Annotated in this window: 12 protein-coding genes; all 12 read left to right on the plus strand. The window is 47.8% G+C overall.

The features are described 5' to 3' along the window. The first annotated feature begins 8 nt into the window (after positions 1-8). The 12 genes from dxr to truB all read left to right on the plus strand — a co-directional run bounded on the left by dxr (position 9) and on the right by truB (position 15,514). Positions 9-1,154 (plus strand): 1-deoxy-D-xylulose-5-phosphate reductoisomerase, encoded by a 1,146-nt coding sequence (dxr, locus tag IQ294_RS03730; protein WP_203332652.1) that lies wholly within the window; start codon positions 9-11, stop codon positions 1,152-1,154. 41 nt (positions 1,155-1,195) lie between these two features. Next, complete coding sequence (gene rseP, locus IQ294_RS03735) at positions 1,196-2,455, plus strand: RIP metalloprotease RseP (protein WP_203332653.1); 1,260 nt, start codon at positions 1,196-1,198, stop codon at positions 2,453-2,455. 345 nt (positions 2,456-2,800) lie between these two features. Next, complete coding sequence (locus IQ294_RS03740; protein ID WP_203332654.1) at positions 2,801-4,504, plus strand: proline--tRNA ligase; 1,704 nt, start codon at positions 2,801-2,803, stop codon at positions 4,502-4,504. Between the two features lie 153 nt (positions 4,505-4,657). Further along, entirely contained in the window at positions 4,658-8,965 is a 4,308-nt protein-coding gene (locus IQ294_RS03745; protein WP_203332655.1) for a PolC-type DNA polymerase III, read from the plus strand. A 243-nt stretch (positions 8,966-9,208) separates the two neighbouring features. Next, a complete protein-coding gene (gene rimP / locus IQ294_RS03750) occupies positions 9,209-9,685 on the plus strand; it encodes a ribosome maturation factor RimP (RefSeq protein WP_203332656.1) in 477 nt (158 codons plus the stop codon). Positions 9,686-9,716: 31 nt separating this feature from the next. After that, positions 9,717-10,880, plus strand: a complete 1,164-nt coding sequence (nusA, locus tag IQ294_RS03755) for a transcription termination factor NusA (RefSeq protein ID WP_203332657.1) — start codon at positions 9,717-9,719, stop codon at positions 10,878-10,880. 20 nt (positions 10,881-10,900) lie between these two features. Next, positions 10,901-11,179 carry an RNase P modulator RnpM gene (gene rnpM / locus IQ294_RS03760; protein ID WP_112222790.1) on the plus strand — a complete coding sequence of 93 codons (279 nt, stop codon included), beginning with the start codon at positions 10,901-10,903 and terminating at the stop codon, positions 11,177-11,179. A 1-nt stretch (position 11,180) separates the two neighbouring features. Next, a complete protein-coding gene (locus IQ294_RS03765) occupies positions 11,181-11,501 on the plus strand; it encodes a YlxQ family RNA-binding protein (protein ID WP_203332658.1) in 321 nt (106 codons plus the stop codon). A gap of 4 nt (positions 11,502-11,505) precedes the next feature. After that, a complete protein-coding gene (infB, locus tag IQ294_RS03770; RefSeq protein ID WP_203332659.1) occupies positions 11,506-13,821 on the plus strand; it encodes a translation initiation factor IF-2 in 2,316 nt (771 codons plus the stop codon). Continuing rightward, positions 13,818-14,096: a DUF503 domain-containing protein gene (locus IQ294_RS03775; RefSeq protein ID WP_203332660.1), complete on the plus strand. Its 279-nt coding sequence runs from the start codon at positions 13,818-13,820 to the stop codon at positions 14,094-14,096. Before infB ends, IQ294_RS03775 begins: the two co-directional genes overlap by 4 nt. 18 nt (positions 14,097-14,114) lie before the next feature. Then, the gene (gene rbfA, locus IQ294_RS03780) at positions 14,115-14,471 is read left to right on the plus strand and encodes a 30S ribosome-binding factor RbfA (protein ID WP_203332661.1); all 357 of its coding nucleotides are present in this window, start codon (positions 14,115-14,117) and stop codon (positions 14,469-14,471) included. A gap of 113 nt (positions 14,472-14,584) precedes the next feature. Continuing rightward, positions 14,585-15,514: a tRNA pseudouridine(55) synthase TruB gene (gene truB / locus IQ294_RS03785; RefSeq protein ID WP_238942600.1), complete on the plus strand. Its 930-nt coding sequence runs from the start codon at positions 14,585-14,587 to the stop codon at positions 15,512-15,514. The last annotated feature ends 1 nt before the right edge of the window (position 15,515 follow it).

Here is a 15,515-nt window from a genome sequence, read left to right on the forward strand (position 1 = left end):
CATCCTGAATGTCTAAAAAAATCATTTTACTAGGGGCGACCGGATCGATCGGTGTCCAGACTGCGGATATTATCCGTGAGCACCCTGAACAATTTACATTGACGGGTTTTTCAGCGGGCCGCAATATTGAATTGGCAAAAGAATTCATCAAGGAATTCAAACCTGAAATCGTTTGTATGCAAAGTGAACAGGACGCTGGAACCCTTCGTGGCGAGTTTCCGCAGACAGCTTTCGTCTCCGGCAATGAAGGATTGATTGAAACGGCAGTTTACGACGCAGATGTCCTTGTAAATGCGGTCACTGGCAGCGTAGGGCTGGAGCCGACGCTCGAAGCGATCAAACTTGGACGCACAATCGCTATTGCCAATAAAGAGACGCTGGTGACGGCAGGACATCTCGTGATGGAAAGTGCGAAGCGTTACGGTGCTGCGATATTGCCAGTCGACAGTGAGCATTCCGCCTTGTTCCAATCCTTGAACGGTGAAAAGATCGAGCAGGCGACAAAACTGATCCTTACCGCTTCAGGCGGGAGCTTCCGTGATTCGACGAGAGCCGATCTTAAAAACGTCACAGTTGAAGAAGCATTGAATCATCCGAACTGGTCAATGGGCGCAAAAATCACAATCGATTCTGCGACGATGGTCAATAAGGGGCTCGAAGTCATCGAAGCGAATGTTCTGTTCAATTTTGGCTACGATGATATTGAAGTGCTGCTGCATCGTGAAAGCATCATCCATTCGATGGTCGAATTCCGAGATACAAGTGTGATGGCGCAGCTGGGTACTCCGGATATGCGGGTGCCGATCCAATATGCACTCACGTATCCGGACCGCCTGGAGCGGCCGAATGCCAAACGGCTGAATCTGGCGGAAATTGGTAAATTGCATTTTCAGCCGATGGATTACGAACGCTTCCATGCTTTGCAATTGGCATTTGATGCCGGCCGTACAGGCGGCACGATGACGACTGTCTTGAATGCAGCGAATGAACAGGCCGTAGCGATGTTCCTGAAGAAAGAGATCAAGTTCCTGCAGATCGAAGAACTGATCGAACGGGCGATGATGGCGCATAACCCGATCGCATCCCCGGACTTGGAAACGATTCTCCAGGTCGATTCTGAAACAAGAAAAGCAGTTCAAAACATGCTAAAATAACTAAAGATTAAAACCGAAAAGGTTTATAAGGATGGGTTCAGATGGAAACAGTCATATCGTTTATCATAATTTTCGGCGCTTTAGTATTTTTTCATGAATTGGGTCACTTTCTGTTCGCTAAACGTGCAGGAATCCTCGTGCGTGAATTTGCCATCGGTATGGGGCCGAAAATTCTTGCCATAACAAAAGGGGAAACACTTTATACGATCCGTTTGCTGCCGATCGGCGGGTATGTGCGGATGGCCGGTGAAGATCTGGACAGGATCGTTATTCAGGCAGGGCATCGCATCGGTGTATTGCTGAACGATGAAGGCCAGGCACAAAAAATCATTTTAAATCAAAAAACGATGTATCCGGATATCATGTTTCTTGAAGTCGAAGAAGCGGATCTGGAAAAAGCCCTCTATATTAAAGGCTACGATGAAGAAGATCAATTCGTTCGCCTGGAAGTGGCGAGAAATGCTGTCATAGAAGAGAATGGCACGGAAACGGTATTGGCACCATTCGACCGCCAATTCGATTCGAAGAGCCTCGGCCACCGTTTCATGACGATTTTTGCGGGGCCATTATTCAACTTCATCCTCGCCTTTTTCATTTTCACAGCGATCGGTCTGCTTCAGGGTGTACCGACCAATGAACCGGTCATCGCTGAAGTGACGGATGACAGTCCGGCGCAGGAAGCCGGGATGCAGGCTGGTGACTTGGTCACTGAAGTCGAAGGGAAAACCATCACCACTTGGAACGATCTGGTGGAATCAGTTCAGGATGAAGCGGGCACTCCGCTCGACTTCCGTGTAGACCGTGACGGAGAACCGATTGAATTCACGATTACTCCGGAGCTTCTGGAACAGGAACAAGGAAATATCGGCGTCATCGGTGTCCTTTACAACAGTCCGACAGAAAAAGATTTCTTCGGGTCTTTCGCATACGGTGCTGAACAGACGGTATTCTGGTTCAAGGAAATTTTCCGCCTCCTCGGCATGCTGGTGACAGGCCAGTTTACCATTGACGCATTATCCGGTCCGGTCGGCATTTATAAAACCACGGAGCAAGTTGCGCAATACGGCATCTTCACCTTGATGAGCTGGGCCGGTATGCTGAGCATCAATCTCGGTATCATGAACTTATTGCCGCTGCCGGCACTTGACGGAGGCCGTCTGATGTTCTTTGTGCTTGAAGCATTAAGAGGAAAACCGGTCGACCGTCAGAAGGAAGGCATGGTCCATTTCGTCGGCATCATGCTGCTCATGCTTCTGATGATCGTCGTTACGTGGAATGATATACAGAAGTTTTTCTTCTGATAATTTAGAAGAAAGTCACTCGATGGTTTAATTAACCGGTTTTCCTCAAGGGAGCTTCGCTTTCTTGTCGGTATACGCTAAGCAAACTCGGACCATCGTCCGAGTGATTATCAGCACTACGCTCCTTCAACTGGGGTCTTCGCTGTTTTGCTCCATGTTAAGAAGTGGACCCTAGCGAAGGAGCGCGGCCGGACAGAGCGGAGCAATAAGACGAGTGATCTTCTCGGCTTATTGCGGGAGCTGAGTCCAAAGCGACGAAGCGGCATAATCATGCGATATTCTTTATCGCCCATTTTTAAAAAATATAAGCAATAAAATAATCAGTCAGTTGAGGTGTATTTTGGAATGAAACAATCAGCAACTTTTATCCCGACTTTACGTGAAACTCCTGCAGATGCAGAAGTCAAATCACATCAATTATTGCTCCGTGCCGGGTTTATCCGTCAGAATACGAGCGGAATCTATTCGTTCCTTCCACTGGGCAAGCGCGTGCTTGATAAAGTGGAAAAAATCATCCGTGAAGAAATGGAGAATGCAGGCAGCGTGGAAGTGTTCCTTCCGGCAATGCAGCAGGCGGAACTTTGGCAGGAGACTGGCCGCTGGTATTCATACGGCGATGAACTGATGAGATTGAAAGACCGCAACGGCCGTGAATTTGCCCTGGGTGCAACCCATGAAGAAGTGATAACGGATCTTTTGCGCGATGAGATCAAATCGTATAAGAAATTGCCTTTGAACCTTTATCAGATCCAATCAAAATTCCGCGATGAGAAACGTCCGCGTTTCGGCTTGCTTCGCGGACGCGAATTCCTGATGAAGGATGCCTATTCGTTCCATTCTACAACTGAGAGCCTGGATGAAACTTATGACGTCATGATGCAGGCATATAAAAATATCTTTACGCGCCTCGGCCTTGATTTCCGCATGGTCATTGCGGATTCTGGAGCGATCGGCGGTAAAGACAACCATGAATTCATGGTGCTGTCTGACATCGGGGAAGATACGATCGCTTATTCCGATACTTCGTCCTATGCGGCGAACATTGAAATGGCACAGGTCAATATCGAGTATTCCGTGCCGGATATAACAGCGGAAGAAATGGAGAAAGTGGAAACGCCGGATCAGAAGAAGATTGCCGAAGTGGCTGAATTCTTCGGAACGGATGCTGAAAACTGCATCAAGACACTTGTCTTTAAAGCTGACGAAGAATTTGTCGTTGTCTTGTCCCGAGGCGATCATGAAGTGAATGATGTAAAAGTCAAACACGCAACAGATGCAAAAGTCGTCGAGATGGCTACACCCGAAGAAGTGAAGGAATTGATCGGCTGTGAAATCGGCTCGATCGGTCCAGTCGCTTTGCCGGAGAATATCCGAGTAATAGCTGACAATGCTGTCAAAACGATCGTCAATGGAATCGCTGGCGCTAACGAGCCTGGTTATCATTATAAGAATGTGACGCCTGAACAGGACTTCCAGGTGGAAAAATATGCTGATCTCCGTTTCATCAAAGAAGGAGATCCTTCACCAGATGGCCAGGGGACGATCCGTTTTGCCGAAGGAATTGAAGTCGGCCATATTTTCAAACTGGGAACCCGTTACAGTGAAGATATGAAAGCGACGATCCTGAACGATCAGGGACGTGCAGTCCCTTATATCATGGGATGTTATGGCATTGGTGTATCCCGTGTAGTTGCTGCGGTCGCAGAACAATTCAATGATGACGACGGCTTTACGTGGCCGGCTGTAGCTGCACCCTATGATGTCCATGTGGTGCCGGTGAACATGAAAGATGACGTGCAGCGAGAAACTGCCGCTGAAATTTATACTTTGCTTAAATCGAAACGTTTTGAAGTGCTGATGGATGACCGCAATGAACGTGCAGGAGTTAAATTTGCTGATGCAGATCTGATCGGCTTGCCGGTTCGCATCACTGTCGGCAAGAAAGCTGCCGACGGGATTCTTGAAGTGAAAATCCGCAGTACAGGGGAAACGTTCGAGTGGAAGCAGGAAGAATTACTTGAACAATTGGAGCAGGTTTTTCAAAACTGAGCCCAAAATCTGATATGATGAAAGGAAAGCACAATGTGTGCTTTCCTTTCTTTTTCTTATCTGCCGAATGGCTGGAAATCATCAGCAGGCATTTCTTAAATTGCACAATATCCGGCTGCCGCCGGTTTTATTACATTAGTGAAGGAGATAGTTATGACAATTCAGCAGGATCCCAGAACACGGTTGAAGCTGCTGCTCCAGCATCTCGATCTGACGGATGACGTACATATGCCTTTTTTCGAAGAGGCTGAATTGACCCGGATGACCGTCCATAAAAAAGAGCGAGCGTGGCGCTTTACGGTCAAACTTTCAAAAATATTGCCTTTACAGCTGTTTCTGTTATTGAAGGAGCGGCTGCATACCACTTTTTCACCGATTGCTGCTGTCCAGTTGACGATAGTCACCGATGACGATCAGCCGGACCCGGAGTTGATCGCTGCCTATTGGCGCTATGCAGTCGAAGAACTTGCAGATATGGCGCCGCCTCTCCGGGAACGGCTATTGAATCAGGCACCTCAGTGGCGCGGAAGCAAGCTGATTCTCAGCTGCAGCCATGAACATGAAATGATGGCATTGAAATCTAAATACACGGATAAGCTGGCACAGGTCTATCAGCAATTCGGTTTTCCGCGGATAGCGATCGATTTCCAATTGGCCGCTGGAGATCAACAGGCGGCCCATGAAGCATTCATGGCAGAACGCCTTGCCGAAGAAGAAGAGCTGGCAAAAAGAGCTCTGTCTGACATGAAGAAACGTGAAACCGACCGCAAAGATAACGGGGCACCAGCCGGACCATTCCAAATGGGCACCAACATCAAAGCGGACGAGCCGATTGCTGAAATCCGTTCAATCATTGACGAAGAGCGCCGCATCACGGTTGAAGGCTTCGTTTTTGATGCTGAAGTTCGCGAACTGCGCAGCGGACGTTCTTTATTGACGGTAAAAATCACGGATTATACGGATTCGATTCTAGTAAAAATGTTCTCGCGTGATAAAGAAGATGCCGAACTGATGAATAACGTTAAAAAAGGCATGTGGCTGAAAGCGCGTGGTTCGATCCAGACCGATACGTTCGTGCGTGATCTTGTGATGATGGCAAATGATATGGTAGAGGTCAAACCGCAGCTTCGCCAGGATACAGCTTCTGAAAAAAGAGTCGAATTGCATCTGCACACTCCAATGAGCCAGATGGATGCCGTATCTTCAGTCGATGCACTTGTCGGACAGGCTGCGAAATGGGGCCATCCGGCAATCGCCATTACGGATCACGCCGGAGTCCAATCATTCCCGGACGCCTACTCGGCGAGTAAAAAACACGGCATCAAAGCAATATTTGGTCTTGAAGCCAATTTGGTCGATGACGGGGTGCCGATCGCATTTGAAGAACGGCACGCGCTGCTCGAAGAAGAGACGTTTGTTGTATTCGATTTAGAGACGACAGGCTTATCAGCTGTCTACGATACGATCATCGAGCTCGCCGCTGTTAAGATCAAGGGCGGGCAGATCATCGATAAATTCGAAAGTTTTGCAAATCCGCATCATCCACTGTCAGATACGACGATAAACCTGACAGGCATCACTGATGACATGGTGAAAGATGCGCCGGAAGTGGAAGAAGTGATCCGCAATTACCATGCATGGGCAGGGGATCATATCATGGTCGCCCATAATGCTTCATTCGATATGGGCTTCCTGTATGTCGCCTATAAGAAATTCGGAATCGATACCAAGCATGCCACCATGGATACGTTGGAACTGGCACGTATGCTTCATCCGGAACTGAAGAATCACCGGTTGAATACGTTGGCGAAAAAGTTCGGAATCGAGCTGACGCAGCACCACCGTGCAATCTATGACACGGAAGCCACTGCTTACCTAATGACACATCTTCTGAAGGAAGCTCATCAAAAAGGGATCCTTTATCATGATGAGCTGAATCAGTACGTAGGAGCAGGAGATGCCTACAAACGCGCCCGCCCGACTCATGTGACTTTATTGGCACAGAATGATGCCGGGCTGAAGAATCTGTTCAAACTGGTATCGGCTTCCCATATCAATTACTTCTACCGCGTGCCGCGTATTCCGCGCTCACTGCTCATGAAACACCGCGAAGGGCTGCTTGTCGGATCCGGCTGTGATAAAGGGGAACTTTTCGAAGCCGTGATGCAGAAGTCGATGGAAGAAGTGGAACGCGTAGCCCAGTTCTACGATTATCTAGAAGTTCACCCTAAAGATGTATATGCACCTTTGATCGAACGCGAATTGATCCGGGATGAGTGGAATCTGGAGGATATCATCCGGAAATTGGTGAAGGTCAGCAAAAAGCTAGATATACCTTTGGTTGCAACCGGCAATGTCCATTATCTCGATGAGAACGATGCCATTTTCCGGCAGGTGCTGATCGGTTCACAGGGCGGTGCGAATCCGCTGAACCGCACGAAGCTGCCGAAAGTCCATTTCCGTACCACCAATGAAATGCTGGACGAATTCGAATTCCTTGGTGAAGACATGGCCCGGAAAATCGTGATTGAAAACTCGAACAAGATAGCGGATATGATTGAAACAGTGAAGCCGATCAAAGATGACCTTTATACACCGAAAATAGAAGGTGCAGACGAGGAAGTCAGGGAATTGAGCTACAATATGGCTCGGAGTATTTACGGCGATGAGCTGCCGGAAATTGTGGAAGCCCGCATCGAAAAAGAATTGAAATCGATAATCGGCCATGGTTTTGCAGTTATTTATCTCATTTCGCACAAACTTGTTAAGAAATCGCTGGATGATGGTTATCTGGTTGGTTCGCGGGGCTCTGTCGGTTCCTCACTGGTGGCGACATTGACGGAGATTACAGAAGTGAATCCGCTGCCTCCGCATTATATCTGCACGAAATGCCGGAAATCCGAGTTTTTCGATGATGGCTCAGTGGGCTCAGGTTTTGACCTGGAAGATAAGAATTGTCCGGATTGTGATGTGCCTTATAAAAAAGAAGGGCAGGATATTCCGTTTGAAACGTTCCTCGGATTCAAAGGGGATAAAGTACCGGATATCGATTTGAACTTCAGTGGTGAATACCAGGCAAAAGCACATAATTATACGAAAGAACTGTTCGGTGAAGACAATGTTTTCCGAGCAGGAACAATCGGCACCGTTGCCGAGAAAACAGCTTATGGCTATGTGCGCGGTTATGCCAATGACCGGGACATGACGATTCGTGGAGCGGAAATCGACAGGCTGGTTCAGGGGTGTACGGGTGTAAAACGGAGCACCGGGCAGCATCCTGGGGGAATCATCGTAGTTCCTGATTACATGGACATCTATGATTTCTCACCGATCCAGTTTCCGGCTGATGCACAGGATTCAGAATGGAAAACGACGCATTTCGACTTTCACTCGATCCACGATAATCTGTTGAAGCTTGATATTCTCGGCCACGATGATCCGACAGTCATCCGTATGCTCCAGGATCTGTCAGGCATCGATCCGAAAACGATTCCGACGGATGATCCAGAAGTGATGAAGATTTTCTCCGGAACCGAATCACTTGGAGTTACCGAAGAGCAGATCGGCTGTAAAACAGCCACATATGGAATTCCGGAATTTGGCACACGTTTCGTCCGGCAGATGCTGGAAGAGACGAAGCCGACGACATTCTCTGAGCTTGTGCAGATTTCAGGACTGTCCCACGGGACGGACGTTTGGCTAAGCAACGCCCAGGAATTGATCAAAAACGGAACATGCCAGCTGTCTGATGTAATCGGCTGCCGAGATGATATTATGGTTTACCTGATCTACCAGGGACTGGAATCTTCCATGGCTTTTAAAATCATGGAAGCGGTGCGGAAAGGTAAAGGGCTGACACCTGAATTCGAAGCAGCGATGAAAGAGCAGGGCGTGCCGAATTGGTATATCGAATCCTGCAAAAAGATCAAATACATGTTCCCTAAAGCCCACGCGGCTGCCTATGTATTGATGGCGGTAAGGATCGCTTATTTCAAGGTGCATTTCCCGATTCTTTATTACGCAGCTTATTTCACAGTGCGTGCGGAAGATTTCGATGTCAATGCGATGGCTAAAGGTTCCCATGCCATCCGTTCAGTGATCGCGGATATTAATGCCAAGGGGCTTGACGCTTCCACGAAGGAGAAGAACCTGCTGACGGTCATGGAATTGGCACTTGAAATGACGGAGCGCGGCTTCGCTTTCCAGAAAGTTGACTTATACAAATCACAGGCTGATGAATTTGTCATCGACGGCAAGACGCTGATTCCTCCATTCAATGCAATACCTGGCCTCGGCACGAACGCAGCAAAAGCGATCGTTGCGGCTCGCCAGCAAGGAACTTTCCTGTCCAAGGAAGATCTCCAGCAGCGCGGACGCGTTTCCAAAACGATCATCGAATACATGGATGATCACGGGTGTCTTGAAGGTATGCCCGAAGCCAACCAGCTGTCGCTGTTCTAGCCGGTTGCACTGGTACGCCTAACATGGTATTATTGAAGTAACATTTACTGATAGCTCTGTCGCAGAAGAGTGGGTTCTCCCGCTCTTTTCTGTTTGTAATGACGTAAAGTGAAACTTCAGCCGACGGGTAATTCCTGCTGGATGTCAGTTGAACAAATAGGGCTTTTTTGGTCAGTTGATCAACCTTTATTGAAGTGATTTGATTGCTGCCCGTTAAAGCAGAAAAATTGGGTGGAGGCATGTATGAGCAAAATTACAGAACAAATTGAAAATATCGCACAGCCCATCACAGATGAGCTGAATCTGGAACTGGTCGATGTGGAATTCGTAAAAGAAGGCCGCAGCTGGTTTTTACGTGTGTATGTAGATAATCCGGAAGCGCCTATTGACATTGAACAATGCGCGATGGTCAGTGAACGTCTAAGTGAGATACTGGATGAGCTGGATCCGATTGAACAGAATTATTTCCTTGAAGTCTCTTCTCCGGGAGCAGAGCGTCCGTTGAAGAAAGAAAAAGATTTCGAAAATGCGATCAGTAAATTCATTTACATCAAAACGTATGAACCGGTTTTGGACGCCAAAGAATTTGAAGGCTATTTACAATCGTATAATGATGAAGAAGTTGAGATTGAAGTCAAAATCAAAACCCGCAGAAAAACAATCGTGATTCCGAGACAGAAAATTGCTGTAATCCGTCTTGCAATTGATTTTTCAGCATAACCTGATTGAAGAACTTGGGAGTGAATATTTAATGGCGAAGAGCAAAAGCAAAGATACCGGCAAAAGCAACGGCAGTGAATTGCTGGAAGCGCTGCATGTGTTGGAAAAACAAAAAGGGATTTCAAGAGAAGTATTGATTGAAGCGATTGAAGCTGCTTTAGTGACAGCATACAAACGCAATTTTAACCAGGCCCAAAATGTGCGTGTAGATTTGAACCTGGATACGGGGACAATGCTCGTATATTCCCGCAAAGATGTAGTTGAGGAAGTCGAGGACGACCGTCTGCATATTTCCCTGGAAGCTGCGCATGCAATTAATCCTGCATACGAAATCGGCGATGTGGTGGAAGAGGAAGTTACACCTCGTGATTTCGGACGCATCGCGGCACAGACAGCAAAACAAGTTGTCACTCAGCGTGTCCGTGAAGCTGAACGGGGCATGGTATTCGAAGAATTCGTCGATCGTGCTGATGATATCGTCAACGGGATTGTTGAACGGATGGATGCCCGCAACCTATATGTCGGCCTCGGTAAAGTGGAAGCGGTTCTGCCGCAGACAGAGCAGATGCCAAATGAGTCTTATCAGCCTCATGACCGAATTAAAGTTTATATCACCAAAGTGGAACGCACGACTCGCGGACCTCAGGTTTTTGTTTCAAGAACACATCCGGGCTTACTCCGCCGCTTGTTTGAAACTGAAGTTCCGGAAATCTATGATGGCATCGTTGAGATCAAATCGATCGCACGCGAAGCCGGCGACCGTTCGAAAATCTCTGTGATGGCTCATCGTGAAGATATCGATCCTGTTGGTTCATGTGTCGGTTCAAAAGGTGCACGCGTGCAGACGATCGTCAACGAACTCAGCGGCGAAAAGATTGATATCGTTGAATGGTCTGAAGAACCGGTCGTATTTGTCGCCAATGCACTCAGCCCTTCGAAAGTGCTTGATGTACAGGTCAATGAAGCCGATAAATCGACAACAGTTGTCGTGCCTGATTACCAATTATCCCTGGCGATCGGCAAACGCGGCCAGAATGCGCGTCTCGCTGCTAAATTGACTGGCTGGAAAATCGATATCAAGAGTGAAACGGATGCCCGTGAAATGGGCATCTACCCGAATCCCGATGCGGATATCGAATTGACGGAATCCGATGTTGATACGGATGACTTTGATTTTTACGACGAAAAAGAATAAGAAAGATAAGGTGATGTCCGTTGGCTCTGCAAAAGAAGATTCCACTAAGGAAATGTGTAGCTACAGGCGAGATGCATCCTAAAAAAGAAATGATCCGGATCGTCCGGTCCAAAGAAGGCGAAGTAAGTGTCGACCTGACCGGCAAAAAATCAGGGCGCGGAGCATACGTTTCCAAATCCGAAGCAGCTATTGCAGCTGCCAAGAAGAAAAAGGTGCTTGATAACCAATTGGAAGTGAAAGTGCCTGAGGAAATTTATGAGGAATTGCTTCGTGTCGTACTAAGAGAGCAGTTGAAGTAATATGGATACTAAACAGCAGATTCTCCAAATCCTGGGTCTTGCCACAAGAGCGAGAATGACGATTACCGGAGAAGAACTGACGATCAATGAAGTGCGCCGCGGCAATGCCAAATTGGTGATCGTCGCGGAAGACGCTTCAGAAAATACGAGCAAGAAGCTGCAGGATAAATGCAGCCATTATGGAGCTGACATCCAGATATTTGGAACGCGTGCAGAAATCGGGCATGCAATCGGCAAAGAAGAGCGCGTAGTTATGGCAGTCACAGATGCTGGATTCGCCAAAAAACTGATGAGCTTGTTTGATGAATATAACCGGGGGTGAGCAGATGACCAAAATTCGAGTACATGAATACGCGAAAAAAGTAGATAAACCGAGTAAAGAGATCATTCAGCAATTAACTAAAATGAATATTGACGTTACAAACCATATGTCGACGCTTGAGGATAATGCTGTTACAAAATTGGATGGCATTTATAAGAAATCTTCATCCGCTTCAACGACTGGTACTCCGTCAAGACCACAGAACCAGGGTCAAAACCGTCCGCAGGGGCAGGGCTCACGTCCAGCTGGGCAGGGACAATCACGCCCGCAAGGCGGACAGGGTGGATCGCGTCCAGCAGGACAAGGTCAAAACCGTCCGGCTCAAAGCGGATCACGTCCGGCTGCAGCACCTAGCCAGGGCCAATCCCGTTCACAGGGCAACGGTCAGCGTCCGGCTGCACCAGCCAAAACAGGGTCGAACTTCACACCAAAAGCGGCGAAGCCGACTGCAGGACCGGGACAGCGTAATTCAAACCGTCCAGGCGGCGGAAACCGCAACCGCAATAAAGGCAAACAGCAGCGTCCAGTAAATCCGCTGCCGCCAATGCCTAAAAAAGAAAAAGAGCTGCCGGCGAAAATCACTTTCTCAGAATCTCTGACAGTAGGGGAACTGGCGAAAAAATTGGGCCGCGAGCCATCAGAAATCATCAAAAAATTGTTCATGCTTGGTGTAATGGCTACCATTAACCAGGAACTTGATAAAGATGCGATCGAATTGATCTGCGCAGAATATGAAGTTGAAGTGGAAGAAGAAATCCTGGTGGATAAATCCGACCTGGAAATCTACTTCGAAGCGGAAGATGAAACATTGAACGAAGAACGTCCACCGGTCGTTACGATCATGGGGCACGTCGACCATGGTAAAACGACTTTGCTGGATTCGATCCGCCACACGAAAGTGACTGCAGGCGAAGCCGGCGGTATCACTCAGCATATCGGTGCCTATCAGGTAGTCGAAGGCGACAAGAAAATCACGTTCCTTGATACACCTGGACACGCAGCGTTTACAACAATGCGTGCACGCGGTGCAAAAGTGACCGATTTGGCGATTATTGTCGTTGCTGCAGATGACGGCGTTATGCCGCAAACTGTAGAAGCGATCAACCATGCGAAAGCTGCAGAAGTTCCAATCATCATCGCAGTCAACAAAATGGATAAGCCAAGTGCGAATCCAGACCGCGTGATGCAGGAATTGACTGAGCACGGACTGGTTCCTGAAGCATGGGGCGGCGATACGATCTTCGTACCGATCTCAGCTTTGAAAGGTGAAGGCATCGATCAATTGCTTGAAATGATCCTGCTTGTGTCTGAAGTCGGCGAATTGAAGGCGAACCCTGCCCGCCGTGCAATCGGAACTGTTATTGAAGCGGAGCTTGATAAAGGCCGCGGTTCAGTAGCGACTCTGCTTGTCCAGGACGGAACGTTGAATGTCGGAGATCCGATCGTTGTGGGGAATACATTCGGCCGTGTCCGTGCAATGGTTTCAGATGTGGGCCGCCGTGTGAAAGAAGCGGGTCCATCTACGCCGGTTGAAATTACCGGTTTGAATGATGTACCACAGGCGGGCGACCGTTTTGTCGTCTTCGAAGATGAAAAGACTGCCCGCCAAGTGGGCGAAACACGTGCTGCTTCAGCGCTGCAGGTTCAGCGTTCTGAGAAGACACGCGTCACACTTGATAACTTGTTCGACCAATTGAAACAAGGCGAGATGAAGGAATTGAACCTGATCGTCAAAGCAGACGTTCAAGGGGCAGTAGAGGCAATGGCTGCTTCACTTCTGAAAATTGACGTAGAAGGCGTGAATGTGAAAATTATCCACACTGGCGCTGGAGCGATCACAGAATCGGATATTTCCCTTGCTGCTGCATCCAATGCCATCGTCATCGGATTCAACGTCCGTCCGGATGCCAATGCCAAACGCGCAGCAGAAGCTGAAGGCGTGGATATCCGTCTGCACCGCATCATCTACAAGGTGATCGAAGAAATCGAATTTGCAATGAAAGGCTTGCTTGATCCTGAATTCGAGGAGAAAGTTATTGGCCAGGCTGAAATCCGCAGCACATTCAAAGTATCCAAAGTCGGCACGATTGCCGGAAGTTATGTAACGGAAGGTAAGATCACCCGTGACAGCAGCGTTCGCGTAATCCGCGAAGGAATTGTCGTTTTCGAAGGCGAACTGGATACATTGAAACGCTTCAAAGATGACGCCAAAGAAGTGGCTAAAGGCTACGAATGTGGTATCACGATCAAGAACTTCAATGATGTCAAAGAAGGCGACATCATCGAAGCCTATGTAATGGAAGAAATCGAACGGAAATGATCTTTTACATGGAATGCGAATTTTTCATACCATCTGCGCATTCATTGAAGGAAAAAAGGGCAGTGCTTAAAAGCATGCTGACCCGTTCAAAACAAAAATTCAACGTTTCCGCCGCCGAAATTGACCATCAGAATGTCTGGCAGCGCACCCGTATCGCTTTTGTCACCGTCGCTTCTTCTAAAGAGATGGCTGAAAAAGAAATGGCGCAAGTCCTTTACTATCTGGAGAGCAATCCGGCGTGGGAATGTCTTGAATACCATCAAGAATATCTGTAAGAACGAGGTGAATAAGCAATGACAATGCGCTCAAATCGTGTAGGCGAGCAAATGAAGAAAGAGCTCAGCGATATTATCAGCCGCAAGTTGAAAGACCCGAGAATCGGCTTCGTCACAGTGACGGATGTTGAAGTGACCGGGGATCTCCAGCAGGCAACTGTCTATATCAGTGTGTTGGGTGACGATGCTGCAAAAGAGCAGACATTGCTCGGCTTATCTAAATCCAAAGGGTTTATCCGTTCAGAAATCGGCCAGCGCATCCGTTTGCGCAAAACGCCTGAACTATCATTTGAATTTGATACTTCGGTAGCATACGGAACGCGCATCGATAATCTGCTGCGTGAGATAAAAGATCCGAAAGAAGACGAACAATAAAACTAAGCCTGCTGTCTACTCATAGATTGCAGGCTTTTTTACATACAAGGATGGCGCGCTTTTGCGACGAGCTTGCGGTATATATAGGATTATATAAAAGGAGGTTGAACAGGATGGCCATTAATGGAATCCTTCCTTTATGGAAAGAAAAAGGCATGACTTCCCATGATTGCGTGTTTAAACTGCGTAAAATTTTGAAAACCAAAAAAGTGGGCCATACCGGCACGCTTGATCCGGAAGTGGACGGTGTATTGCCGATTTGCATCGGCAACACGACAAAAGTGGCAGAATATATCACTGATCAGGGAAAAACATATGAGGCGGAAGTTGCCATCGGCTTTTCAACTGAAACAGAAGATGCCACCGGACAAATGGTTGAACAGAATTCAGAAGATAAGAAAATCACGCGCGGACAGATTTTGGCCGCACTCGAAGGCCTCACCGGCGAAATCACTCAGATTCCCCCGATGTATTCTGCTGTAAAAGTCGGCGGCAAAAAATTATATGAATATGCGAGAGCCGGTATCGCGGTTGAACGTCCGCTCCGAAAAGTCCAGATCGATTCGATTGAACTTCTGGATGATGCAGAAGAATGGGCGGGTGTGAATATCCATTTCCGTATTCGCATCAAGTGCGGCAAAGGGACCTATATCCGTACGCTGGCAGTTCAGATCGGCGAAGCACTGGGCTATCCTGCACATATGTCGCAACTGACGAGAACGGAATCCGGTAAATTCAAAAAAGAGGATTGCCTTACGCTTGCACAGGTGGATGAAATTGCTCAAAATGGAACTATCGGAACCGTATTGAAACCCCTTGCCTATGGATTGGCTGAATTTCCGCTGCTTGAAGTGCAACCCGAGAATTTCTTTGCTATGAAAAATGGTCAGGTGCTGCCAGTGCATCCATTATTGGAATCAACTAAATTCGTTGTCTTTACGATCAGCGGAGAACCATTTGCCCTGTATAAGAAACACCCCGATAAAGCAGGCAAAATGAAACCTGAAAAAATGTTTGGACTACCGACAGAAGACGAGGTGTAAG

The organism is Planococcus beigongshangi, assembly GCF_016820495.1.
Lineage (GTDB): Bacteria > Bacillota > Bacilli > Bacillales_A > Planococcaceae > Planococcus > Planococcus beigongshangi.